The 21,772-nt window shown below is 59.0% G+C and carries 19 protein-coding genes; 10 read left to right on the top strand and 9 right to left on the bottom strand.

All coding sequences use genetic code 11. The annotated features are described in order from the left end of the window. The first annotated feature begins 83 nt into the window (after positions 1-83). Complete coding sequence (nfi, locus tag J4D97_RS12585; protein WP_208307869.1) at positions 84-764, top strand: deoxyribonuclease V; 681 nt, start codon at positions 84-86, stop codon at positions 762-764. Between the two features lie 141 nt (positions 765-905). Here the strand turns inward: nfi and J4D97_RS12580 are convergent, their stop codons facing one another. Continuing rightward, a complete protein-coding gene (locus J4D97_RS12580) occupies positions 906-1,811 on the bottom strand; it encodes a glutamate--tRNA ligase family protein (protein WP_208307868.1) in 906 nt (301 codons plus the stop codon). A 146-nt stretch (positions 1,812-1,957) separates the two neighbouring features. Then, positions 1,958-4,129, bottom strand: coding sequence for a S9 family peptidase (locus J4D97_RS12575; RefSeq protein ID WP_243900285.1), 2,172 nt, complete (start codon positions 4,127-4,129; stop codon positions 1,958-1,960). A 215-nt stretch (positions 4,130-4,344) separates the two neighbouring features. On the opposite strand from J4D97_RS12575, the gene J4D97_RS12570 reads away from it, so the two are divergent. From J4D97_RS12570 to J4D97_RS12560, 3 genes are read left to right on the top strand one after another with little or no spacing between them, the layout of a single operon-like run. Next, positions 4,345-4,485: a hypothetical protein gene (locus J4D97_RS12570; RefSeq protein ID WP_208307867.1), complete on the top strand. Its 141-nt coding sequence runs from the start codon at positions 4,345-4,347 to the stop codon at positions 4,483-4,485. Next, the gene (locus J4D97_RS12565; RefSeq protein WP_208307866.1) at positions 4,482-4,922 is read left to right on the top strand and encodes a nitroreductase family protein; all 441 of its coding nucleotides are present in this window, start codon (positions 4,482-4,484) and stop codon (positions 4,920-4,922) included. The genes J4D97_RS12570 and J4D97_RS12565 overlap by 4 nt, the downstream gene beginning before the upstream one ends. Before the next feature lie 4 nt (positions 4,923-4,926). Next, positions 4,927-5,637 (top strand): pirin family protein, encoded by a 711-nt coding sequence (locus tag J4D97_RS12560; RefSeq protein WP_208307865.1) that lies wholly within the window; start codon positions 4,927-4,929, stop codon positions 5,635-5,637. Between the two features lie 146 nt (positions 5,638-5,783). On the opposite strand, the gene J4D97_RS12555 is transcribed toward J4D97_RS12560, so the two are convergent. The 3 genes from J4D97_RS12555 to J4D97_RS12545 all read right to left on the bottom strand — a co-directional run bounded on the left by J4D97_RS12555 (position 5,784) and on the right by J4D97_RS12545 (position 9,628). Further along, the gene (locus J4D97_RS12555; RefSeq protein WP_208307864.1) at positions 5,784-6,335 is read right to left on the bottom strand and encodes an NUDIX hydrolase; all 552 of its coding nucleotides are present in this window, start codon (positions 6,333-6,335) and stop codon (positions 5,784-5,786) included. Between the two features lie 163 nt (positions 6,336-6,498). Beyond that, on the bottom strand, positions 6,499-9,153 hold the full coding sequence (locus J4D97_RS12550) for a TonB-dependent receptor (RefSeq protein ID WP_243900284.1): 2,655 nt from the start codon (positions 9,151-9,153) through the stop codon (positions 6,499-6,501). 115 nt (positions 9,154-9,268) lie between these two features. Then, entirely contained in the window at positions 9,269-9,628 is a 360-nt protein-coding gene (locus tag J4D97_RS12545) for a winged helix-turn-helix domain-containing protein (RefSeq protein ID WP_208307863.1), read from the bottom strand. A gap of 209 nt (positions 9,629-9,837) precedes the next feature. Between J4D97_RS12545 and J4D97_RS12540 the strand changes: the two genes are divergently transcribed. The 3 genes from J4D97_RS12540 (at position 9,838) to J4D97_RS12530 (ending at position 13,884) form a co-directional block, all read left to right on the top strand. Continuing rightward, on the top strand, positions 9,838-12,297 hold the full coding sequence (locus J4D97_RS12540; RefSeq protein ID WP_208307862.1) for a prolyl oligopeptidase family serine peptidase: 2,460 nt from the start codon (positions 9,838-9,840) through the stop codon (positions 12,295-12,297). Positions 12,298-12,500: 203 nt separating this feature from the next. Beyond that, positions 12,501-13,526: a glycoside hydrolase family 43 protein gene (locus J4D97_RS12535; protein WP_208307861.1), complete on the top strand. Its 1,026-nt coding sequence runs from the start codon at positions 12,501-12,503 to the stop codon at positions 13,524-13,526. Between the two features lie 73 nt (positions 13,527-13,599). After that, positions 13,600-13,884 (top strand): YMGG-like glycine zipper-containing protein, encoded by a 285-nt coding sequence (locus tag J4D97_RS12530; RefSeq protein ID WP_187321446.1) that lies wholly within the window; start codon positions 13,600-13,602, stop codon positions 13,882-13,884. 201 nt (positions 13,885-14,085) lie between these two features. On the opposite strand, the gene J4D97_RS12525 is transcribed toward J4D97_RS12530, so the two are convergent. Continuing rightward, positions 14,086-14,688 (bottom strand): nitroreductase family protein, encoded by a 603-nt coding sequence (locus J4D97_RS12525; protein WP_208307860.1) that lies wholly within the window; start codon positions 14,686-14,688, stop codon positions 14,086-14,088. Between the two features lie 96 nt (positions 14,689-14,784). Between J4D97_RS12525 and J4D97_RS12520 the strand changes: the two genes are divergently transcribed. Beyond that, positions 14,785-15,720: a D-2-hydroxyacid dehydrogenase gene (locus tag J4D97_RS12520; RefSeq protein WP_208307859.1), complete on the top strand. Its 936-nt coding sequence runs from the start codon at positions 14,785-14,787 to the stop codon at positions 15,718-15,720. 66 nt (positions 15,721-15,786) lie between these two features. On the opposite strand, the gene J4D97_RS12515 is transcribed toward J4D97_RS12520, so the two are convergent. Beyond that, positions 15,787-16,305 carry a GreA/GreB family elongation factor gene (locus J4D97_RS12515; RefSeq protein ID WP_208307858.1) on the bottom strand — a complete coding sequence of 173 codons (519 nt, stop codon included), beginning with the start codon at positions 16,303-16,305 and terminating at the stop codon, positions 15,787-15,789. Between the two features lie 120 nt (positions 16,306-16,425). Between J4D97_RS12515 and J4D97_RS12510 the strand changes: the two genes are divergently transcribed. Continuing rightward, complete coding sequence (locus J4D97_RS12510) at positions 16,426-16,995, top strand: hypothetical protein (protein ID WP_208307857.1); 570 nt, start codon at positions 16,426-16,428, stop codon at positions 16,993-16,995. Positions 16,996-17,268: 273 nt separating this feature from the next. On the opposite strand, the gene J4D97_RS12505 is transcribed toward J4D97_RS12510, so the two are convergent. Beyond that, positions 17,269-17,994, bottom strand: a complete 726-nt coding sequence (locus J4D97_RS12505) for a DUF72 domain-containing protein (RefSeq protein ID WP_208307856.1) — start codon at positions 17,992-17,994, stop codon at positions 17,269-17,271. 171 nt (positions 17,995-18,165) lie between these two features. Between J4D97_RS12505 and J4D97_RS12500 the strand changes: the two genes are divergently transcribed. Continuing rightward, the gene (locus J4D97_RS12500) at positions 18,166-20,298 is read left to right on the top strand and encodes a prolyl oligopeptidase family serine peptidase (protein WP_208307855.1); all 2,133 of its coding nucleotides are present in this window, start codon (positions 18,166-18,168) and stop codon (positions 20,296-20,298) included. A gap of 265 nt (positions 20,299-20,563) precedes the next feature. On the opposite strand, the gene J4D97_RS12495 is transcribed toward J4D97_RS12500, so the two are convergent. Then, a complete protein-coding gene (locus J4D97_RS12495) occupies positions 20,564-21,403 on the bottom strand; it encodes an ion transporter (RefSeq protein WP_208307854.1) in 840 nt (279 codons plus the stop codon). Positions 21,404-21,772 lie beyond the last annotated feature (369 nt).

Genomic DNA, 21,772 nt, shown 5'->3' with positions numbered 1-21,772 from the left:
ACGCAGGGCGCGGGCAGGGGTTGGCCGCATGGTAACCCTACTCCCAATTCGCAGTACATCTAACTCTACCCTTCAGCTGCCTTATGTACCGTCCCTACCACCCCCCTGCCGACCCGCTCGTTGTGCGCGACCTGACCCAGCAGCAAAATGACCTGCGCCAGCGCGTGCAGCTGATGCCCCTACCCGCCGCGCCGCGCCTCATTGCCGGCTGCGATTCGTCCTTCCCTACCCCCGATACCATCTTGTCGGTGTTCGTGGTGCTCACGTTTCCGGAGTTGCAGTTGGTGGAGAAAATCTACCACCACGACGCCGTGACGCTACCCTACGTGCCGGGTTTCCTAGCCTTCCGCGAAGCGCCTAACCTGCTGCGCGTCTACGAAAAGCTACAACACAAACCCGATGTGATTATGGTGGACGGCCATGGCATCGCGCACCCGCGCCGCATGGGCATTGCCACCCAACTAGGCGTGCTGCTCGATGTGCCTACCTTCGGCGTAGCCAAGCAAAAGCTCACCGGCAACTACGAGGAGCCGGCTCTGGAAAAAGGTAGCATAACGCCCCTCACCGACAAAGCCGGCGAACTAATTGGCGAAGTGCTGCGCTCCAAGGACAAGATAAAGCCGCTGTTTGTGAGCCCCGGCCACCGCTGCGACCAAGCCACCGCCATGCAGCTCACGCTGGCCTGCCTACGCGGCTACAAGCTCCCCGAGCCTACCCGCCTGGCCGATTATTGGGCCGAGCAGTTCAAGAAGGAAATAAGGTAGCATACTAAATTGCCTACCTTCCAAAACCCCGCCTGTCATCCTGAGCGGAGCGAAGGACCTGCTCACGTTTGAACGATAATCGTTCGGTAGTAATGCTTACGTGAGCAGGTTCTTCGCTCCGCTCAGGATGACAGGCGGGGTTTAGCTGTTTACCGAAACTGCCGCCTGCAACGCTGCCAACGACTTGCCTGCCGCTTCTGGCAGCCCCAGCAGCCGTGCCACCACTGCATACACTACCCGCGGGCTGCCCGCTTCGGCCATAATACCACGCTGGGCAGACGCTTGCGTTGATTTCGACAGCTTCTCGCCGTCGGCGCCGGGCAGCAGGGCATGATGCGCGAACTGTACGCGGAGAAACGCAGCAGTGTTTTCAGCGTGCCCGGCCAGCCACAGTTGCGCGGCCGTGCTAGGCAGTAGGTCCAGCCCGCGCACGACGAGGGTAGTACCCAGGCGCACATCGTCTACCACAGAAGCAATCTGATACGCGGCCACGCCGTCTTTCTTGCGTACCACAAAGTCGCCCATATCGGCAGCCAATGGCACCGCTGTTTGCTGCTGCCATTGGTCCTGAAACTTGATGGCGAGGCCGTTGGGCACGTGGGCGCGCCAGGCGGTTTCGGGCGTATCCAGGGGTAGGCGTTGCGCCTGGCAGGCTGTGTCGGGGTGGTGGCCGCCGGCGCGTTGGATGTCGGTACGGGAGCAGCGGCAGGCGTACAGCAGGCCGGGCACCTGGCGCAGCTCATTCAGCAACTGTTGATACTCCTTTAGATGATGCAGCTGCGAAAAATTTGCTTCGAAATCAGCGGGGCCGCTGGGGCCGTGGTCGTAATCAAGGCCAAGCCACTCGATGGTTTGGAAGATGTTGTCGAGGTAGGCGGGGCGCAGGCGTTGGCGGTCCAGGTCGTCGATGCGCAGGTGCAGCGTGCCGCCAGCGCGGCGCGTGAGCAGCCACGTCAGCACAAAATTGACGGCATTACCCAGGTGCAGGTAGCCGCTGGGGGTAGGCGCCAAGCGGGATATGATGGGAGGGGTAGTGGGTGAACTCATAAATACTCTATATCCTCCTGAACGCAGCGGAGCGGAGTGAAGGACCTTATCACGTGGAAACGAGTCTTTCTACGACATCCGTTCTCACGTGATAAGGTCCTTCACTCCGCTCCGCTGCGTTCAGGAGGACAGACGGTTTCTACCTCCTACCGCCCACCGGGAGGGCAGTTGTCTTTCAGGAACTTGGTATACGTAGCGGCCAGGTGGCGGCTGGTGCCTTCGCCTTCGGAGATGCTGTGCGTGCGGTTGGGGTAGCTCATCAGCTGGAAAACCTTTCCGTGGCGCACCAGCTCGTTGATCATCTGCTCGGCGTTGTTGTAGTGCACGTTGTCGTCGCCGGTGCCGTGGATGAGCAGCAGGTTGCCGCGCAGCTTGCTGGCGTGGGCCAGCGGCGAGTTATCCACGAAGTAGTGCTTGTCTTCGGGCAGTAGGCCCATGTAGCGCTCCTGGTAAATGTTGTCGTAGTTCAACTGATTATCCACGGCGGCAATGCTGATGCCGGTTTTGTAGATCTGCGGGTACTGAAACAGCAGGCTGAGGGTAGACGAGCCGCCCCCGCTCCAGCCCCACACCGCCACGCGGCTGGTGTCCACAAACGAGTTTTTCAACACCTCCTTGGCGCCCATGGCCTGGTCGCGGATATTCAGCTTGCCGATGTTGTGGTAGATGGCCTTGCGGAACTCCCTACCCCGCGGGGCCGGTGCGCCGCGGTTTTCCAGCGAGGCATAGATATAGCCGTCGTCGGCCATGCTGCCTTGGTAGAGACGGTTGAAACCGGTGCCGAAACGGTCGGTCACGGTTTGGCTGGCCGGCTCGCCGTACACGTAGAACACGATGGGATATTTCTTCTTCGGGTCGAAGTTAGAGGGCTTCACCATCCAGCCATCCAGGGTCACGCCGTCCTCGGTTTTCACCTGGAAAAACTCCGCTTTGGGCAACTCAATGCTGCGGGCCTGGCCCGAGGCCTCGCCTCCGCTCAGGCGCTGGTGCGCGGGTAGGCTCACCACATCCGACACCGGAAATACTGTGGTGCTGGAGTAGTTGTGCAGGGCAATTTTGCCGTTGGGCGAGATGTCGTAGCCGTGGGTGCCCGCCAGCTTTTGGGGCGTCACGCGCTCAGCCTTGCCGCCTTTTAGGGGCACTTTATAGAGGTACTGCTGGGTGGCATTGGTAGGCGAAGCCATGAAGTAGATAGTGCCCGTGGGCTCGCTAATCTGCTCAATGCTAATCACATCGTAGTCGCCTTTGGTCAGCAACTTTTCCTTGCCTTTGCGGTCTACCGTGTAGAGGTGGCGCCAGCCGTCCTTCTCGCTGCTCCACACAAAGCTTTTGCCGCCGTCAATCCAGTTCCAGCCCACGGCGCCGTCTTTGGCGTCAATCCAGGCTTTGTCGGTTTCGGAGTAGATGGGGTTGGCCGCGCCGGTGTTGGCATTCACCAACATCAGCTTGCTTTCGTTCTGGCGGCGGTTCAGCTGCTGCAAGATTAGCTCGCCGTTGCCGGCCCATTCCATGCGCGGAATGTAGTGCTGCACGGCGTCGCCGGGCACGTCCATCCACTTGGTTTCGCCGCCATTCACAGCTACCACGCCAATGCGGCAGCGGCTGGGGTCCTCGCCTACCACGGGGTACTCCACGGGCACGTTGAAGGGGTAGAGCGCGTCGGTGGTGTTCAGCATCAGGTAGTTGGGCGTCTTGCGGGCGTCCAGCTGCCAGTAGGCAATGTGCTGGCCGTCGGGTGCCCAGCGGAACCCGTCGCGGCAGTCCAGCTCCTCCTCGTACACCCAGTCGAAGGTGCCGTTGATGAGCTTGTCGGTGCCGTCGGTAGTCAGTGCTTTGCTGGTGCCGCTGGCAATATCCTCCACGTACACGTTGTGGCCGCTCACGTAGGCGACTTTCGAGCCATCGGGCGAGAACTTGGCAAACATCAGCGACGAGGCGGGCTTGTCTTTCCCTACCTGCTTCAGCGTCTTAGCGGCTTGGTCATACACCCAATAGTCGCCGCGGGTGTCGTAGCGCCACACTTTCTTGGTGTTGGTGTTGATGAGCACCTTCTGGCCGTTGTCAGAGAAGGCAAAGCGACGCACACCGATAGGTGCTTGCTGGCCGGCGGGCGTCAGCATTTGCTTGCTCACGAGGGTCACTTTCTTGGCCGGGTCGCGCAGGTCGAGCTGTACAATTTCGCCATCCTGGGCGCGCATGTAGCCGTAGCCGTCTTTGGTCCACTGGGTGCCGGGGCCTACTTGGGCCAGCGTGGCCGTAGCTCCGGTAAAGAAAAGAACCGCCGCCACACCGGCGCTGCGTACTGCGTGTTGAATCATTCGGGGAATTAAATTTTTGGGAGGCTGAAATTAAGTTTTTTCGACGGGAAGGCGGTTGCCAGCTCAGCAACGGCATCTCTCCGGCGGCTATTGCTGGCTGTCGCAGGGTCGCGTGGAAGCGAAGTAAGGTTGCACGCAACTTTCGTGTACCTACATAGGTTATACACACAAAGTAGTACCTTGCATTCCCATTCGACTATATTTTATCATTTCCTGTGAAACACGCCCCCACTACCTACCCCGTGCATGAGCTGATTCGGCAGCGCTGGAGCCCCCGTTCGTTTGCCAGCCAGCCCGTAGCGCACGACACAGTTCAGCACTTGTTTGAAGCAGCTTCCGGGCCGCCAGCGCCATGAACGAGCAGCCCTGGCGCTACCTCTACGCCCACCACGCCGACCAGGAGAACTTCCAGAAACTGGTGGACTGCCTGCTGCCCGGCAACCTGCCCTGGGCCAAGAATGCGCCCGTACTGATTCTGGCCCTGGCCAACACGCAGTTCGGCAACGGCACGCCCAACGGCGCCGCCCTCCACGACCTGGGCATGGCCAATGCTACCCTGTCGCTGGAGGCTACAGCCCAAGGCCTGTACACGCACTTCATGGGTGGTTTCGACCGGGCCAAGGCGCAGGAAGTCTTTCACTTGCCCGATACATTGCAACCCGTAGTGATAATTGCCCTAGGCTACCTCGGCGACGCAGAGCTGCTAGAAGAACCCTTCCTGAGCCGCGAAAAAGCTACCCGCCAGCGCAAGCCTGTTTCCGAAATTGCCTTTAAAGGCTCCCTACCTGCCTAGCGCCATGCCCCACCGCCTCACCCGCGCCCATGATCGGGGTCTGAAAGACCTCGGCTGGCTGCAAAGCAATTTTTCGCTCAGCTTCGGCCCCTACGCCAACCCCGAGCGGGCGGGCTTCGGGCTACTGCGCGTGTTCAACGATGATTTCGTGCAGCCGGGCAAGGGCTTCGGGCTGCACGCCCACGCCAACATGGAAATCATCAGCATCATGCTGGCCGGGCGCATGAACCACATCGATTCGTTGGGCTACAAGGAGGAGGTAGGCGCCGATTGGGTGCAGATTATGAGTGCCGGCTCGGGTCTGCGCCACGAGGAACACAACGTGGGCGACGACACGGTGAACTTCCTGCAAATCTGGATTGAGCCCAAGCTGCAAAACGTGACGCCGCGCTACCAGCGCCGCCACTTCCCCGCCGAAAAGCGCCGCAATCAGCTCACTACCGTGGTCAGCAACGAGGAAGGCACGGCCCACTGCTGGATCAACCAGAATGCCCGCCTGTCGCTGGGCTTCTACGATGCCGGTCAGCAATTCACTTACTCGCTCAACCCGCTGAATAAGTCTGTGTTCATCTTCGTGATGGAAGGCGCGTTGACTGTGAACGGCCAAGCCGTAGCCCAGCGCGAAAGCCTCGGCCTATGGGAAACCAGCGAGGTACAGATCAGCTGCGAGACGGAAAGCAAGTTTATCGTGATTGAAGCACCAATCAATCACTAAAAGCTAAAAAGCTAGTTCCCCTCCTTTTTTCAAGGAGGGACTAGGGGTGGTCTTGCTAGAACTAGAAACTAGTGCTAGTATCGTTCAACGAATAGAATCACCCCTAGCCCCTCTTTGAAAAAAGGAGGGGAACTAGCTTTTTAGCTCTACCTCCCCAGCGTGCGCAGGGCCAGCAGGCACAGCGCCACGGAGCCGGACACCTTGATTTCGCCGCGGAGCACCATGCCTTCTATTTCGGCTAGGGGCACGCGCACTACCTCAATGTTTTCGGTGGGGTCGAGGTGCTGCTCGGCTACGTGGTGAGCGTTGCGGGCTAGGTAGAAGTAGATGCGGTTGGTATCCTTAGTAGGGTTGTCGATGACTTCGGAAAGCAGCGTCAGGTCGCCGGCGTAGCCGGTTTCCTCCACTAGTTCGCGGGCGGCGGCTTTCAGCGGCTCCGTCTCGTGGGCGTCGACTACGCCGCCGGGTAGCTCCAGCAGAATTTCGGCGGCGGCGTGCTTGTATTGGCGCACAAACAACACTTCATCATCAGCAGTGAGCGGAAAAATCAGCACCACATTGGGGCGCACGCTCACGAAATAATCGTCGAGCACCTGGCCGTTGGGCAGCTCCACATGGTCGCGGCGAAGCGTGTACCATTTGTGGTCGAAAACGATGTCGGATTGCAGGGTTTTCCAGGGGGTAATCTTGTCGGCCATAGCGGGAGAATGAAGCGGCAAGATACAGCTTACGACGTGACCCCACCCCCAGCCCCTCCCCTCCGGGAGAGGGGTGCGTTCTAATAGAGCTATTCGCTATCAGCTTCGTCTGGCACCCCTCTCCCGGAGGGGAGGGGCTGGGGGTGGGGTCACGCAAGGGCGCTTAAAAAACTTGGTACGTGACCGTCAGGTAGTACAGCCCACCCACGCTAGGGCCGCCCAGGAAGGAATAGTAGTATTTGTTGAGCACATTGGTAGCCCCTAGCTTGAAGTTCAGCTGGGGCCTGGGTAGGGCGTAGCTCACCTGCGCGTCGAGGCTGCTGAAGGCAGGTACATAGCCGTTTACCAGGAAGGTTTGGGAGTAGTAGCGGTCCTGCCAGTGGTAGTTCAGGCCAAAGCCAAAGTGCTTGTACGCCTGCTCGTTGCCCAGGCTGAGGTTGTAGGCCCAGCGCGGGGTATTGAAGCCGTCTTCCAGGCCGTCGCTGTTGGTGGTGCGGTCGAGGCGGGCGTAGGTGACGTTGGCACCGGCCTGGTAGCCTTGCAGGAAGGAGTAGCGCACACCGGCGCTGCCGCCGTAGTTGTACACCTGGCTTTTGGAGTTGGTCCAGAGGCGGTAGCGGCTCTGGCCGGCGCGAGCGCTCAAGGCCGTGGCAATGCTGTTGAGATTGGTACCGGTAGCGGCAATGACCTCGCCGGTGCTGGTGACGGGCACGTAGGCTTCCACCTGCGCAATAAAGTCGCGGTAGGAATTGTAGTAGAAATCCACGTCGACCAGCAGCCTACCCTCCGGCAGTAGCGCCGCCTTGTAGCCCAGCTCCAACGACTTGATGTATTCGGGCTTGAGGTAGGTGTAAGTGTTTTTCTGCAACAAGCCCTGGTTTTGCTGAATGGCTTGGGCGCGGCTCAGCCCACTGGTGTTCACGCCGCGCGTTACAGCGGCGTTGAATGCGTCGATGCTGGTGCGCAAGTAACTGTTCTCAAACACCCCATCCGACATCACCCGCAAACCGCCCACGCGCTGCACCTGCCCACTGTTCACGTTGGAAAAGCCCTCAAACAAGCTCGGGAAGCGGTAGCCACTCTGGTAGCTCAGCCGGAAGTTATGGCGCTGAGTAGGCGAGTACACCGCCGTGAGGCGCGGATTGAATCGCGTAGAGAAGTAGTCGTTCTTATCGGCGCGGCCGGTGGCCGTCAGGCGGATTTTGTCCTGCCACAGGTGCGCGCCTACCTGCACAAAGCCGCCGGTTTTGGAGTAAGTCAGGTTATCGCCCAGCGGGTCTTTGCCGGGCTCGGGGTTGCGGAAGTAATTGCCATCGGGCACCACCACGTAGGTGCGGTGGTCGGCGCCGGCCAGCAGGTCCAGCCATTGCGGAAAACTACCGTTGAGGCGACGGCGCAGGGCTTCGGCCACGTTCACCTGCCCCTCGGCGTGGATCAGGTCAGACTGTACGCGCAGGGCCGCGCCCTGGTCCCAGTTGTTGATGTTTTGGAGCTGACGCAGGCGGTCATTAAACGTGGGCGTACCGGGTTGCAGGCGGCCCGCATCGGCGGCGGCGCGGGCGGTAGCATGATCTTGCGCTACCGTTTCACCGGCCTGGGTGGCGGCGTTCCAGGCGGCGGTATACTCCTGGTTCCAGGTGGCATCGGGCTTGAAGCTGCGCTCCAGGTTTTCGGCCATCGAGCGCAGGTTGTAGCTCTGGCCAGTATTCTCGCGGGTGAGGTAGGCGCGCGCCTGCACCACCGGGTTGTTTAGCGACACGCCGTGCTGCTGCACGCGGTAGTCTTGCAGCCGGAAGCGGTTGCTGCGCTGGTAAATGTTGTCGAGGCTGCTGAAGCGGTAGGTGTAAGCCAGCTCGGTGTGGCTGTTGAGCTTGTAGTGCAGCGCACCATCGGTTTTGATGGTTTGCAGCGTGTAGTCGGTCACGTCCTGTTCCCGGTAGCCGGTGCGGGCCACCTGGTAGGTTTTGCCGCCCAAGGTCAGATTGGAGCGGTCCGACGACTCGTTGCCGTAGCTGCTCACAGGGTCTTTGGCCGGGTTATCGTCTCCAAACAGGCCCGTAGTGGCGTTGCCGTTGGGGTTGATGTCGGTGTAGTTGTCGGCAATCCAGTCGTAGCCGCGCAGGTAGGTGGCGTTGAGCTTGAGCGCCAACTTATCCGAAATCAGCACCTTGGCATAACGCAGGCTGGTTTCGGAGTAGGGATGCACGCCGGTGCTGTTGTCGTTGACGTGATTGAGGCCAGTTTTCTGCTGCACACTCAATCCTTCGGACATGAACGGGTTGCGGGTAGCAAAATTGGCTAGGCCATTGATGGCGTTCAGGCCGTAGAGCGCGGCGGCCGTGCCGGGCACAATTTCCACGCTCTGAATATCCAAATCGCTCGGCCCCATGGCGTTGCCAATGGGTGCGCCCAGATGCGGAGCCTGGTTGTCCATGCCATCCACCAGCTGCACAAAGCGCACGTTGGTGGTGTTGGTGAAGCCGCGGGCGTTAATTACCTTGAAGCCCAGGCTGGGCGTAATCACCTGCACGCCCTTCACGTGCTCAATGGCGTCGAAAAACGACGGCGCGGGCGTCAGACGCAGTTCCCGCAGCCCTAGCTTCTCCACCGTCACCGGCGACTTCAGGATGCTTTCTTTCACCTTCGAGGCCGCTACTACCACGTCGCCTAACACAATGGGCGCTTTGCGGATGGTATCAGCCGGGGCAAGGGTAGGGCGCAGTTGGGCTAGCGCCACGCCTGGCACCACCATCAACAGGCTAAAGCAGGCAATATGACGACGCAGGGTAGGCTGGCGAGGGTAGCCGTTTGAGCGCATAAACTAGCGTTATATTTTCTTGAATATAACGCTCAAATGCTTTAGATGTTTAGCGACGCGTGGCGCATCTGCTATTTTTCATTTTACAGCCGAAGATTGGCGCGCCAGCTATTTCCTACCCCAGCAGCCGCTCGGTTTCCTGGCGGATGAACTCCTGAAAGCGCACCTGCGCAGCGCCGAACACTTCCAATACCTGCCGACCAGCCGGCGTAAGTACTGTTCCACCCCCGTGCGAGCCGCCGGTTTGGGTGCTTACCAACGGTGTGTTCACCTGCGCGTTCATCGAACTCACGAGGTCCCAAGCCTTTTTATAGGACATGCCCATGGCCTGCGCGGCTTTGGAAATCGAACCTGTCTCGGCAATATGGCCCAGTAGCTCTAGCCGACCAATGCCCATAAACCGGTCGGTGGGGCCTTGCAGCCATAGGCGACCATCCAGGCGGAAGCTTTCGGGGGTAAGAAGCAGCTCTTTCATAGCCTGAACATACGCGCATTGGGGCAACATTGCCTGGCTGGCAGTGGCTTCTACCTTGGTTAGAAGCTCAGGCAGAAGCCTTTCCGCAAAAAAGAAATAGAGAGTAGCGCCACTGTTTCTATCTTTACCAAGCCTATAGTGTCTTCGGCAGCTTTTTCGTTCAGTAGCTTCGCCGTTGGCTTTTCTTCCTTTCCAGCTTTCTACCCGCTATGAAACTGCACCTACTCACCACCCTGGCTTTTGCGTGCTGCACCCTCACGGTGGCGGCCCAGGATGCCTCTTATCAGCAGCCCCCCAAGGCCATTGTGGATCTGGTGGAGGCCGCTCCTACCCCCCGGGTCAGCTTTGCTTCTAATGGGCAGTGGATGCTGATGATGGACGTGCAGGACATGCCTACCATCGAGGAGCTGTCGCAGCCAGAGCTGCGCATTGCGGGCCTACGCCTGAACCCGCGTACCAACGGCCCCAGCCGCGTAAGCTACTCCACTAGCCTGCGCCTCAAGCGCCTGCCGGATGGCAAAGAGCTGCTAGTACAGGGCCTACCCAAAACGGCCCGCATCAGCGAGGTAGGCTGGTCGCCGGACAACACCAAAATAGCCTTCACTAACACCACCGACAAGCACGTGGAGCTGTGGCTGGTAGATGTGGCGGCGGCCTCGGCTCGCCTGGTCCCCAACCTGTTTCTGAACAGCGCCTTCGGCGACTCCTACACCTGGACGCCCGACAGCAAGTCGCTGCTGGCCACGGCTGTGGTAGGCGGCCGGGGCGAGGCGCCTGCCACCAATGTGGCGCCCACTGGTCCCATTGTGCAGGAAAACACGGGGCGCAAAGCGGCGGCCCGCACGTACCAAGACTTGCTGAAAAACCCTGCCGATGAGCGCCTCTTTGATTACTACGCCACGGCGCAGGTAGTGAAAGTGGAGGTAACCGGCCGGATGCAGCCGTTGGGCTCGCCAGGCGTTATCGAATCGGCCAAGCCCTCGCCTGACGGCCGGTTTGTGCTGGTGAAAACTCGTCACCGGCCCTACTCCTACACCTTGCCGGTGAGCAGCTTCCCGCAGCGGGTAGACGTGCTGAACATCGACGGCACCTTGGCCAAAAAGCTCGTGGATTTGCCCTTGGCTGATAACGTGCCCATCGCCTTTGATGCGGTGCCCGTTGGGCCGCGGGGCCACAACTGGCGCGCCGATGCGCCCGCTACCTTGTATTGGGCGGAAGCTCAGGACGGCGGCAACCTGAAAAAAGACGTGCCGGTACACGACAAAGTATTTATGCTGGCGGCGCCTTTCGATGGCACCACGCAGTTGCTGGCCGAGCTGCCCTTGCGTTACCGCGGCATGCAGTGGGGCACCAGCACCCTGGCCCTCGCCAACGGCTACCGCTGGGCCGACCGCAAGGAAATGACCTGGATAGTGAACCCCAGTGCCCCCACCGTTACGCCCACGGTGCTGTTTGATCATTCTTCGCAAGACACCTACCACGACCCCGGCACGCCGGCCCAGCACCGCAACGCAGCCGGCTACCCAGTGCTGTTCACGGGCAAAAGCGGCGACGCCATCTACCTCCTGGGGCAGGGCAGCTCCCCGGAGGGCGACCGGCCTTTTGTGGATCAGATGAACATCAAAACCCGCCAGACGGAGCGCTGGTGGCGCTCGGCGGCACCCTACTACGAGGTGCCCGTGACCATGCTGGATGCCGACCGCCACGAGTTTGTGACCCGGCGCGAATCGGCCACGCAGCCGCCCAACTACTACTTGCGCCAGAACAGCCGCTTGGTACCGCTCACTAGCTTCCCCAACCCCTACGCCACCATCGGCTCCCTGAAAAAGCAAGTGCTGCAATACAAGCGCCCCGATGGCGTGGCCCTAACGGCCAACCTCTACCTGCCGCCTAACTACAAAAAGGAAGACGGCCCTCTGCCTACCCTGATGGAGGCCTACCCCCGCGAGTACAAAGACAAGAACGACGCCGGCCAAGTGAGCGGCTCGCCCTACACGTTCACGCGGTTCGGGTGGTCGTCGCCGGTGTTTTGGGTGACGCAGGGCTATGCCGTGATGCAGGGCGTGAGCATTCCGATTGTGGGCGAAGGCACCAAGGAACCCAACGACACCTACACCGAGCAGCTGGTGGCCTCGGCCAAAGCGGCCATCGATGAGGGTGCCCGCTTGGGTGTGGTAGACCCCAAGCGCGTGGCCGTGATGGGCCACAGCTACGGTGCCTTTATGACGGCTAACCTACTGGCACACTCCAACTTGTTTAAAGCGGGCATTGCGCGCAGCGGCGCCTACAACCGCACGCTCACGCCCTTCGGTTTTCAGGCGGAGGAGCGCACCTATTGGCAGGCGCCGCAGGTGTATCAGGCCATGTCGCCCTTCAACTACGCCGACAAAATCAAGACGCCAATTTTGCTGATTCACGGCGAGGCCGACAACAACTCGGGCACCTTCCCGCTGCAAAGTGAGCGATTTTACAACGCATTGAAAGGCCACGGCGCTACCGTGCGCTACGTGGTGCTACCCTTTGAGGCCCACAGCTACGCCGCCCGCGAGAATATCTTGCACATGCTGTGGGAGATGAATAGCTGGCTGGATAAGTACGTGAAGAGTCCCGCACCTACCACATCTTCCACCCAAAATACCGGCGACGTGGGTGCCACCAACGTGAAGTAGGTTTCGGGTCTGCACAGCATCAGAACGTCCTTTCGACCAGCACGAGAGATTTCTCTCGCTGGTCGAAAGGACGTTCTGCTATATTGACGTTTTGTTCTTTTATGCCGCTTAACTTCACCTGGATGCAGCTTTCACCCCTATACACGCTTCTTTTCTTCGAAAGCGTATCTTGAGGCCCCAATCCCTACCTTATTCTTTAATTCATGAAAAAATACCTGCTTCCCGTCTGCTTGCTCCTGTTAAGCGGTCCGTCGTTTGCCCAAAAAACCAAAACGGCCAAGAAACCTAAGGCCAGCAGCGCGCAGCAGAAGCCCGACCGGCGGGCCGGCAACCCCATCTTCCCCGGCTGGTACGCCGACCCGGAAGGCGCTATTTTTCAGAAACAATACTGGGTGTATCCTACCTACTCAGCGAAGTACGAGGACCAGATTTTCTTCGACGCTTTCTCCTCACCCGACCTCGTGACGTGGACCAAACACCCCGCCATTCTGGACACCACCCGCGTGAAATGGGCCAAAAAGGCCATGTGGGCGCCCGCCATCATCGAGAAAGACAAGCGCTACTACCTGTTCTTCGGAGCCAACGACATTCAGAGCGATAAGGAGACCGGCGGCATCGGTGTGGCCGTGGCCGACAAGCCGGGCGGGCCATACAAAGACTACCTGGGCAAGCCGTTGGTCGATAAATTCCACAACGGCGCGCAGCCCATCGACCAGTTTGTGTTCAAAGACCCCAAAGATGGGCAGCACTACCTGATTTACGGCGGTTGGAAACACTGCAACATTGCCAAGCTGAAGTCCGATTTTACGGGGTTCGTGCCGTTTGAAGACGGCAACACGTTCCGCGAAATCACGCCCCAGCAGTATGTAGAAGGGCCGTTTATGTTTGTGCGCGGTGGCAAGTACTACTTCATGTGGTCGGAAGGCGGCTGGACCGGCCCGAACTACTCGGTGGCCTACGCCGTGGCCGATTCGCCGTTTGGGCCGTTCCAACGGGTAGGCAAGATTTTGCAGCAGGACCCGAGTATTGCCACTGGCGCGGGGCACCACTCCGTGATGCAGGTGCCGGGCAAGGATGAATGGTACATTGTGTATCACCGCCGTCCGCTGGGCGAAACCAATGGCAACCACCGCGTCACCTGCATCGACCGCATGGAGTTCAACGCCGACGGCTCCATCAAACCTGTGCAAATGACGAACACCAGCGTATCGGCTAAGCTCCTCCGTTAGTAGCGCAACCACCCGGTTTATCTGGCCGTTTAAGCCTCTGGAAACACCCATTTCTAACTTGACTTCAACGACCATGAAATTCTTCAAATTCTTCCTTGCCAGTCTGCTGGTGTTTGCCCTCTTAGGTACCACTATTTCCACCGCGCAAGCGCAGGATAAGCCAAAGAAAGGCTGGAGTAAAAAGGCCAAGGGTGCCGCCATTGGTGGTGGTGCTGGCGTAGTGGGCGGGGCCCTATTAGGCGGCACCAAAGGCGCTATTATTGGTGGTGCCGCTGGTACGGTAGCCGGTGGTGCTGTGGGCCGCAAAAAGGATAAAAAGACCGATCCTAAGCGCTACAAAGAGTATAAGAAGGACTAACTAAGCGCAGGCTTACTTCAATGAAAACGCCCCGGCTACGATAGGTAGTCGGGGCGTTTTGCTTTTACTAGCTATTTATTTGTCATCCTGAGCTTGCGAAGGACCTTATCACGGCAGAACGAGTCGTTTAGGCAGCATTATTCAACGTGACAAGGTCCTTCGCAAGCTCAGGATGACAAACTATTTGGTAGGACAAAATACCTACTCTCTTACCCAAGTCACCTTTTCGGCGATGGGCTTGCGGGTGCTGCGGGCGGTGGCGCCTTCCTTGGGGTAGCCCAGCCAGAATATGCCCAGTAGGCGGTCGGTGGGCGCAAGGCCGAAGAAGGGCTTGGCATCTTCCACATACGTAACACCGCCGCTACCCCAAAAACCGGCCAGGCCGTAGGCGGTGGCCGTGAGGTGTAGGTTTTGCACGGCGCAGGCCACGGCTTCCACTTCTTCTACCTCGGGCACCTCGTCGGTGCGCTTCAGGCCGATGGCAATAGCGTGCGACGACAGCAGCGGCATTTGCGCCAGCTTTTCGTACTTGGCCTGCTGAAACTTCTCCCCGGCGTGCTGCTTGTATATTTCGCTCTGAAACGTGGCGAGCTTTTGCAAACCAGCCCCGCTAAACACCATAAAGCGCCACGGCTCGGTGCGCTTATGGGTAGGCGCCCAGTTGGCGTTTTCCAGTAGTTGCTGAATTATTTCGTCGGGGATGATGCGGCCCGGTGCAAACTGCACGGGCTGCATGCTGCGCCGCTCGTGCAGCAGGCGGTTGATCTGCTCAACATCAAAAGGGAAGTCAGAAGCTTCTGCCATTGAATTACAGGGTTGTTTACGGGTAAAGTCGTTGCTTTGGTCAGATGTTTTAGGCAGATTTTCGTTAGAAGACCTTCCACTACCCTTCTTTTCTCCATGCACCTTTTCGTTTACACCCCGCTCACCGAGCCCGAGCGTCAGCGCCTTATCGACCAACTTCCCGACGATGTCCACGCGGTATTTCGCACCCAACTGGAAAAATCTGAGGAAGCTGCGGCCTTCCAAAAGGCTGAGCTGCTGCTGGGCAACCCGCCACCCGAGTGGTTTGCCCAGCACGAACCCAACAACTTGCAATTCTGGCAGATAGACTCGGCGGGCTTTGAACGCTACCAGGACCTACGCCCCTCCTACCCCGTAGCCAACATGGGCGACTACTTTGCCTGGCCCTGCGCCGAAACCATGGTAGCCGGGCTGCTGGCCCACTACCGCCACCTACCCGAATTGCTGGCCCTGCAAGGGCGCCAGGAGTGGCACCGCGGCTCCTGGCAGGGCCGCCTAGGACTGTTGCGCGAGAAGCGCGTGATTATCTTAGGTTCGGGCACCATTGGACAGGCAGTGAAACAGCAGCTCACGGGTTTCAACTGTCACGTGCAACTGCTCGCCCGCACCGACCCACGGGCTCAATTGCACTCCAAAGATGAGTTGCGCGCTGCCCTACCCAACACCGACATCGTGGTGAATTGCCTACCCGGCAGCGCCGACGGTTTCTTCTCTGCTGAGTTGATTGAGGCCATGCCCACGCATAGCGTGTACGCCAGCGTAGGCCGCGGCAACACCACCGACGAACCCGCCCTCATTGCCGCCCTGCGCGCCAACCGCCTCGCCGGCGCTGTGCTCGACGTAACGGCCCAAGAGCCCCTACCCTCCGACAGCCCGCTCTGGACCATGCCCCACGTCATCCTGACGCAGCACACCGGCGGCAACCAGCCCGGCGAAAACGACGCCAAGGTAGACCAGTTCCTGCGCAACCTGCACCGGTTTCAACGGAAACAAGAGCTGGAAAACTCAGTGGATGTGTCGAAGGGGTATTAAGGTAAACCGCTTGTTGTAGATACTAGAAAACGCCTGTCATCCTTGGTGCTTATCGTAGGGCGATGCCTACTCGTACGCCACGCTTATTACCTCTACTACCTCCTCTTTCGGCCCCAAGCGCAGCGTGACGGTCTGCCCGACTTGGGCGCCCTGCACGGCCCGCGCAATGGGTGCGATGAACGCAAACTTATTGGCCGGCACCGAGGCCTCGTCTACCCCCACAATGGTAAACTGTCGCTCGGTGCCGGGCTTGCCGCCGCTGCGCGTGCGCAGGTGCACGGTGGCCCCAAAGCGTACCTCGTTGGCAGGTTGCTGGTGGGGGTCTACTACCTTGGCCGTGGCAATGCGGGCGTTAAGGGCCTGCAACTGCCCGTTGAGTAGGGTAAGCTGGCGGGTGCGGTCGGCGTCGTTGTCGCGGTTGGCCTCGGCGCGGGTTCTGGTGGCTTCCAGCTCGGCCAGCTCGGTGCGCAGCTGCTCCAGACCCTGGGGCGTTACATAGTTGGGCGTGCCAGGGGGTAGGGCGGCACGGGGCGGAATGATGGGGATTTCGAGGGAATCATCTTCTTTGGTGAAAGCACGGCTCATGCTATCTGCTAACGCGCCACGGGTAGCTGGGTTGTGCCGCCCAACCAAACCCTGAAGTCCGGCAAACAGTACACAGCTATACCCGGCCACCCCGGCCGGGAGGCCTTGTTCTACCGCATAATGCAAGAAATTCGCACGTTTTATGCCCCTTCCGAGGATGCTCTGTGGCAGCAGGTAGCCACCGATATGAGCAGCCAGCCCGATTTGCTGGAGTACAGAGCCCGCCTGGTGCTGCCCGATTTCGAAGCCGTATTGTATCTGGATATTGATCTGGGCGGCGGCTTTGAGGGTGGGTTTGCTACCACCAGCCTCACGGCCCTGGTGCCGCCCGCCACTTCCCTGCGCTTTGCCCTGCACGAGCAGGATTGGGTACACGAAATCGGGAAGCTGTTTGGTATGGAAGACGCCCAGTTGGGCTACCCCGAAATCGATGATGCCTTTATCGTGAAAACCAACGATGCGCCTCAGTTGACGCAGCTATTGGCCGCGCCAGAGACACGCATCACCCTGGTGCGCCACCCTACGGCCCGCATCACCCTGGCCCCCGCCGACGAAGACGAGCCGCCCTACCCTGGCGCGCTGGTGTTGCGTTTCGAGCAGGACGAGGCGATTACGGACCCCGTGACGCTGCGCGATATTCACTGGCTGCTGCACACGCTGGCCCAGCCTGCGGGACCAGTTACGTTTTAAAGCGCGTTTTCTTTAGCTGTCATCCTGAGTGCAGCGAAGAACCTTCTCACGTCGGAACGAGTCGTTACCATGCTCGTCATTCAATAGATCGTTTCAACGTGAGAAGGTCCTTCGCTGCACTCAGGATGACAACGACTTTACACCTTCCCCACCATGTTTAAAATACCGAAAGACCCCGAACTACCAGCCTGGGTGTTCCTGGCGCTGCGGCTGGGCTCGATGCTACTGGTAGCGGTGGTAGCATGGCTGGTGTGGAAGTGCAGCTAGCCCGTTTCACTCCCCCACAAGCTGCTGCATCTGTCGGGCATTGCCGATGGCCGACGCGTCGATGTCGTTATTGAAGTAGAGGTAGGCCTCGCGCACGTGCGGCACTGCTTGGATTTCAGTTATCACCCGCCTCAAAAATTCCTCGGAGTAGGGCGATTTATACAGCTCCGGCACACCATGCAGGCGGTAGTACACGAGCCCGGTGTTCGTCACCACTTCGTCGGGTAGAGCGGGGTGGCTTTGGCCCACAAAGGCGATGTTGTGCCGGGCAAGCGCCTGGTACACGTGCCCCAACCACCAACTGGGATGCCGAAACTCTACTACATTCTGAAATGCTGGATCGAGGCTGCTGATGATGCGCTCCAGGCGTTCTTCAGAATAGCTAAGGCGCGGCGGCAACTGAAATAGCACGGGGCCTAGCTTTTCCTGTAGTCCTTCCTGGGCCGTGCCGTAGAAATCGGCGAGCAGTTGGGCGGTGTCGTGAAACTGTTTGTAGTGCGTAATCAACCGGGGCGCTTTCACCGAAAACCGGAAGTCGGGCGGACTCTGCTGATACCAGCTTTCCATGAACGACAGCTGCGGAAAGCGGTAAAATGTCACGTTCAATTCCAGCGTGCGGAAGTGCTGGCTGTAGAACTCGAACCAGCGCCGCTGCGGGAACTTGTCGGGGTAGAATACGCCTTTCCAATGCCGATAGTGGTAGCCAGAACAGCCAACGTGCCAAGTGCGCATATGCAAGAGAGAAGTGTCTATTGCCGCATACGCAAGCCAGCGGGCATCCGATAAAAGCCGCCGGATCATTATCTTGATGCGCCGTGCCGCTGGCCATCCGTTTTGTCTGTCGCGTGTATTCTTCGCTTTCGGAGCTTTTCCTCGCCTGTTCTTTCTCCTAGCTGCTACCCTATGAAACACCTTACTACCTCACTGGCTGCGCTCTTGCTTAGCTCATCCGCGTACGCCCAATACAGTCAGACTGCCATTAAAACGCTACCCTACCCTCAGACCAAAAAGGTCGATACCGAAACGACCTACTTCGGCACCAATGTGGCCGACCCCTACCGCTGGCTCGAAGACGACCAGGCCGCCGATACCAAAGCCTGGGTGCAGGCCGAAAACAAGGTGACGCAGAATTTTCTGAGTCAGATTCCCTACCGCGAGGCCATCAACAAGCGTCTCGAAACGCTGTGGAATTACGAGAAATACGGCGCCCCGTTCAAGGAAGGCAAGTACACGTACTTCTCCAAAAACACGGGTCTGCAAAGCCAGTCGGTGCTTTACCGGCAGGTAGGCAATGGCGCGCCCGAAGTGTTTCTGGACCCCAATCAGTTCTCGAAAGACGGTACTACCTCGCTAGCCGGCCTCAACTTCAGCAAAGACGGCAGCCTGGCCGCCTACCAGATTTCGGAGGGCGGCTCCGACTGGCGCAAGGTCATCGTGCTAAAAACCGCCGACAAGGCCATGGTAGGCGACACGCTGAAAGACGTGAAGTTCTCGGGCCTGGCTTGGAAGGGCAACGACGGTTTCTACTACAGCAGCTACGATAAGCCCAAGGAAGGCAGCCAATTGGCCGGCCTCACGCAGTACCACAAGCTCTACTACCACAAGTTGGGCACGCCCCAGAGCCAGGATAAGCTGATTTTCGGTGGCGACAAAACACCGCGCCGCTACATTGGCGCCTACCTCACCGAAGACGAGCGGTTCCTGGTCATCACGGCCGCCAATACCACCACCGGCAACGAGCTGTACGTGCAGGACCTGAGCAAGCCGAACAGCAGCATTGTGCCCGTGGTGGCCGACGAGAAAAGTCAGAATAGCATTGTGGAAAACGTGGGCAGCAAGCTCTACATCCACACCAACCTGAACGCGCCCAACTTCCGGCTGGTGACAACGGACGTGGCCAAGCCTACCTCCGACAACTGGAAAGACCTGATTGCGGAGACGAAGAACGTGCTGGATATTTCCACTGTGGGCGGCAAAATCTTCGCGCACTACCTCAAGGATGCTACTTCGCTGATTGAGCAATACGACCTGAATGGCAAGAAAGAACGCGCCATCGACCTACCCTCGGTGGGTTCGGCAGGCGGCTTTGGCGGCAAGCGCGACGAAAAGGAAACGTACTACACGTTCACGTCTTACATCTACCCGCCTACCATCTTCAAGTACGACATTGCCACGGGCAAATCGACGCTGTATAAGAAGCCCAACGTGCAGTTCGACCCCACTAAGTATGAGTCGAAGCAGGTGTTCTACCCGTCTAAGGATGGCACGAAGGTTCCGATGATCATCACCTACAAAAAAGGCACGGTGATGAACGGCAAGAACCCTACCCTGCTTTATGCCTACGGAGGCTTTGGCGTGAGCTTGACGCCGGCTTTCAGCACCTCTAATATCCTGCTGCTCGAAAACGGCGGCATCTATGCCGTGCCCAACCTGCGCGGCGGCGGCGAGTACGGCGAGACCTGGCACTTGGCCGGCACCAAGCTCAACAAGCAAAACGTGTTCGACGACTTCATTGCCGCCGCCGAGTACCTGATGCAGAACAAGTACACCTCCAAAGATTACCTTGCCATTTCGGGCGGCTCGAACGGCGGCCTGCTCATCGGGGCCGTGATGACGCAGCGCCCCGACTTGTGCAAAGTGGCTTTCCCGGCGGTAGGCGTGCTGGACATGCTGCGCTACAACAAGTTCACGGCTGGCGCCGGCTGGGCCTACGACTACGGCACCGCCGAAGACTCGAAGGAGATGTTTGAGTACCTCTACAAATACTCGCCCTACCACGCCCTGAAGCCGGCCGCCTACCCCGCCACCATGGTTACCACCGCCGACCACGACGACCGGGTAGTGCCCGCGCACTCGTTCAAGTTTGCCTCGCGGTTGCAGGAAATGCAGAAAGGCTCGGCCCCAGTGCTCATCCGCATCGAGACGAAAGCCGGCCACGGCGCCGGCCGCTCCACGGCCCAGGTTATCAGCGAGCAGACCGACAAGTGGGCGTTTATGTTCTACAACATGGGCGTGCCGTATAAGGGCGCGCAGTAAGTAGTTACAAAAAGCAAAAGCGGCCGCCCTACCGTGGTAGGGCGGCCGCTTTTGCTTTTCAATGATGTTAGAAAACAGTGTAAATATACCCCTGTTCGACTTGTTCGGCCGGATTTACAATCCGGCTGCGATGAGCTAGTGGATTTGTAATCCACGAGTTGCCGTAGCAACTCATGCACAGCCACGTCGTTTTCTGTAACGGGGATTATAACCCCCTTACCTTATCACAGCCGGAGTAGAAATCCGGCCGAGCAGCACCGGCAGGCTACGCAGATTCGCTACCTGCGCGTCCTACCTCCCCTACCCCTTGCTGCACTGCGGGCGGCGCAAACTGCCCACTACGCAGTTCCTGCCGCAGCTGCCGCAACTCCTCGTGCAACGCCGCTATTTGCGCGGCACCGGCTACTTCAGCGTCACCATCATCCGCATCGCGGCCGATGAAGAACGTGGCCAGGGTAGCCGTGAAGTAGCCGAATACCGTGAAACCGTACAGCGCCAGTAGAAAGCAGAGCGCTCGGCCTTCGGGTGTGCGGGGCCAGTAGTCGCTACCCAGGCTGATGAGCACCATGGCTGTCCACCACAAGGCCTCGGGATAGGTGGTGAGGCCGCCGGGCTCCTGGTTTTCAAAGGCGTACATGCCGGCCGCGCCCAGCAGCAGCACCACGCCCGTGAGACCAAGCACGTAGCCTACCCCGCGCCGCCCGAAGCTGCTCGACAACGCCCGCATTCCCCGGTTCAGGGAGCCGACTACCTTCACCAGCCGTAGCCCGCGCACCGCCCGCGCTGCCCGGAACACCCGCGCCAACCGAAACAGCCGCAGCGCCGGCGCCGCCAGGGAAATCAGCGTGATGACGTTGTTTTTCAGGAACGGTAGCTTCTGGGGCGCCAGCCAGAATTTGAGCGCGAAGTCCAGAATAAACACTACCCAGATGCCGTTGCTTAGCACCTGCAAGGCAGGCGTCAGGCCCCAAATCAGCTCCACGCCCAGCAGCACCAGCCACACAAAGCCCAGCACCAGCATCGGCGTTTCCAGCCAGTCGGTTATCTGTTCCAGTAGTTCGTGACGCTCTTGTTGCAGTTGCTCTTTTTCGGCGGGAGTAGGCATAGTATAGCAGATGGAGGTGAGGGTAGTCCATACGCTGTGGGCTAGGGGGAGTTTATAGAAGCGTTATGCCAATATTGCTTTTCACTGCGCTCTTACGCTTGTGCGTACAGGAGTTCCGACGTACTATACTTCTTCCTGAGGATGACGTTCTTAACTGATGTCAAACAAATTTTTTATCATTACTTTGAAATACAAAGTTCTTTTACATCCTTTGCATGACGCTTGTGCATGCCTCTCCTTCGCTCGTCTCTACCAGTAAAAAGCCGTGCCGACGCGTGACATCTAGTACCCGCTTTTTTAGCACATAAGGTAAAGCAATCTGCACCGGATACTAACCCATTACCCTCTGCCAGCTAGTCTTCTCAGGCG

The sequence above is a fragment of the Hymenobacter defluvii genome (genome assembly GCF_017589435.1).
In the GTDB taxonomy this organism is placed as follows: Bacteria; Bacteroidota; Bacteroidia; order Cytophagales; family Hymenobacteraceae; genus Hymenobacter; species Hymenobacter profundi.
This window is presented reverse-complemented; position numbering and strand designations above follow the sequence as displayed.

Bases quoted from the DNA above. Each gene is read 5' to 3' on its own strand.
- J4D97_RS12575 (WP_243900285.1), bottom strand. From the start codon at position 4,129: ATGATTCAACACGCAGTACGCAGCGCCGGTGTGGCGGCGGTTCTTTTC.
- J4D97_RS12555 (WP_208307864.1), bottom strand. From the start codon at position 6,335: ATGGCCGACAAGATTACCCCCTGGAAAACCCTGCAATCCGACATCGTT.
- J4D97_RS12545 (WP_208307863.1), bottom strand. From the start codon at position 9,628: ATGAAAGAGCTGCTTCTTACCCCCGAAAGCTTCCGCCTGGATGGTCGC.
- J4D97_RS12520 (WP_208307859.1), top strand. From the start codon at position 14,785: ATGCACCTTTTCGTTTACACCCCGCTCACCGAGCCCGAGCGTCAGCGC.
- J4D97_RS12565 (WP_208307866.1), top strand. From the start codon at position 4,482: ATGAACGAGCAGCCCTGGCGCTACCTCTACGCCCACCACGCCGACCAG.
- J4D97_RS12525 (WP_208307860.1), bottom strand. From the start codon at position 14,688: ATGGCAGAAGCTTCTGACTTCCCTTTTGATGTTGAGCAGATCAACCGC.
- J4D97_RS12580 (WP_208307868.1), bottom strand. From the start codon at position 1,811: ATGAGTTCACCCACTACCCCTCCCATCATATCCCGCTTGGCGCCTACC.
- J4D97_RS12515 (WP_208307858.1), bottom strand. From the start codon at position 16,305: ATGAGCCGTGCTTTCACCAAAGAAGATGATTCCCTCGAAATCCCCATC.
- J4D97_RS12505 (WP_208307856.1), bottom strand. From the start codon at position 17,994: ATGCGCACTTGGCACGTTGGCTGTTCTGGCTACCACTATCGGCATTGG.
- J4D97_RS12510 (WP_208307857.1), top strand. From the start codon at position 16,426: ATGCAAGAAATTCGCACGTTTTATGCCCCTTCCGAGGATGCTCTGTGG.
- J4D97_RS12560 (WP_208307865.1), top strand. From the start codon at position 4,927: ATGCCCCACCGCCTCACCCGCGCCCATGATCGGGGTCTGAAAGACCTC.
- J4D97_RS12550 (WP_243900284.1), bottom strand. From the start codon at position 9,153: ATGCGCTCAAACGGCTACCCTCGCCAGCCTACCCTGCGTCGTCATATT.
- J4D97_RS12540 (WP_208307862.1), top strand. From the start codon at position 9,838: ATGAAACTGCACCTACTCACCACCCTGGCTTTTGCGTGCTGCACCCTC.
- J4D97_RS12530 (WP_187321446.1), top strand. From the start codon at position 13,600: ATGAAATTCTTCAAATTCTTCCTTGCCAGTCTGCTGGTGTTTGCCCTC.
- J4D97_RS12495 (WP_208307854.1), bottom strand. From the start codon at position 21,403: ATGCCTACTCCCGCCGAAAAAGAGCAACTGCAACAAGAGCGTCACGAA.
- J4D97_RS12500 (WP_208307855.1), top strand. From the start codon at position 18,166: ATGAAACACCTTACTACCTCACTGGCTGCGCTCTTGCTTAGCTCATCC.
- nfi (WP_208307869.1), top strand. From the start codon at position 84: ATGTACCGTCCCTACCACCCCCCTGCCGACCCGCTCGTTGTGCGCGAC.
- J4D97_RS12535 (WP_208307861.1), top strand. From the start codon at position 12,501: ATGAAAAAATACCTGCTTCCCGTCTGCTTGCTCCTGTTAAGCGGTCCG.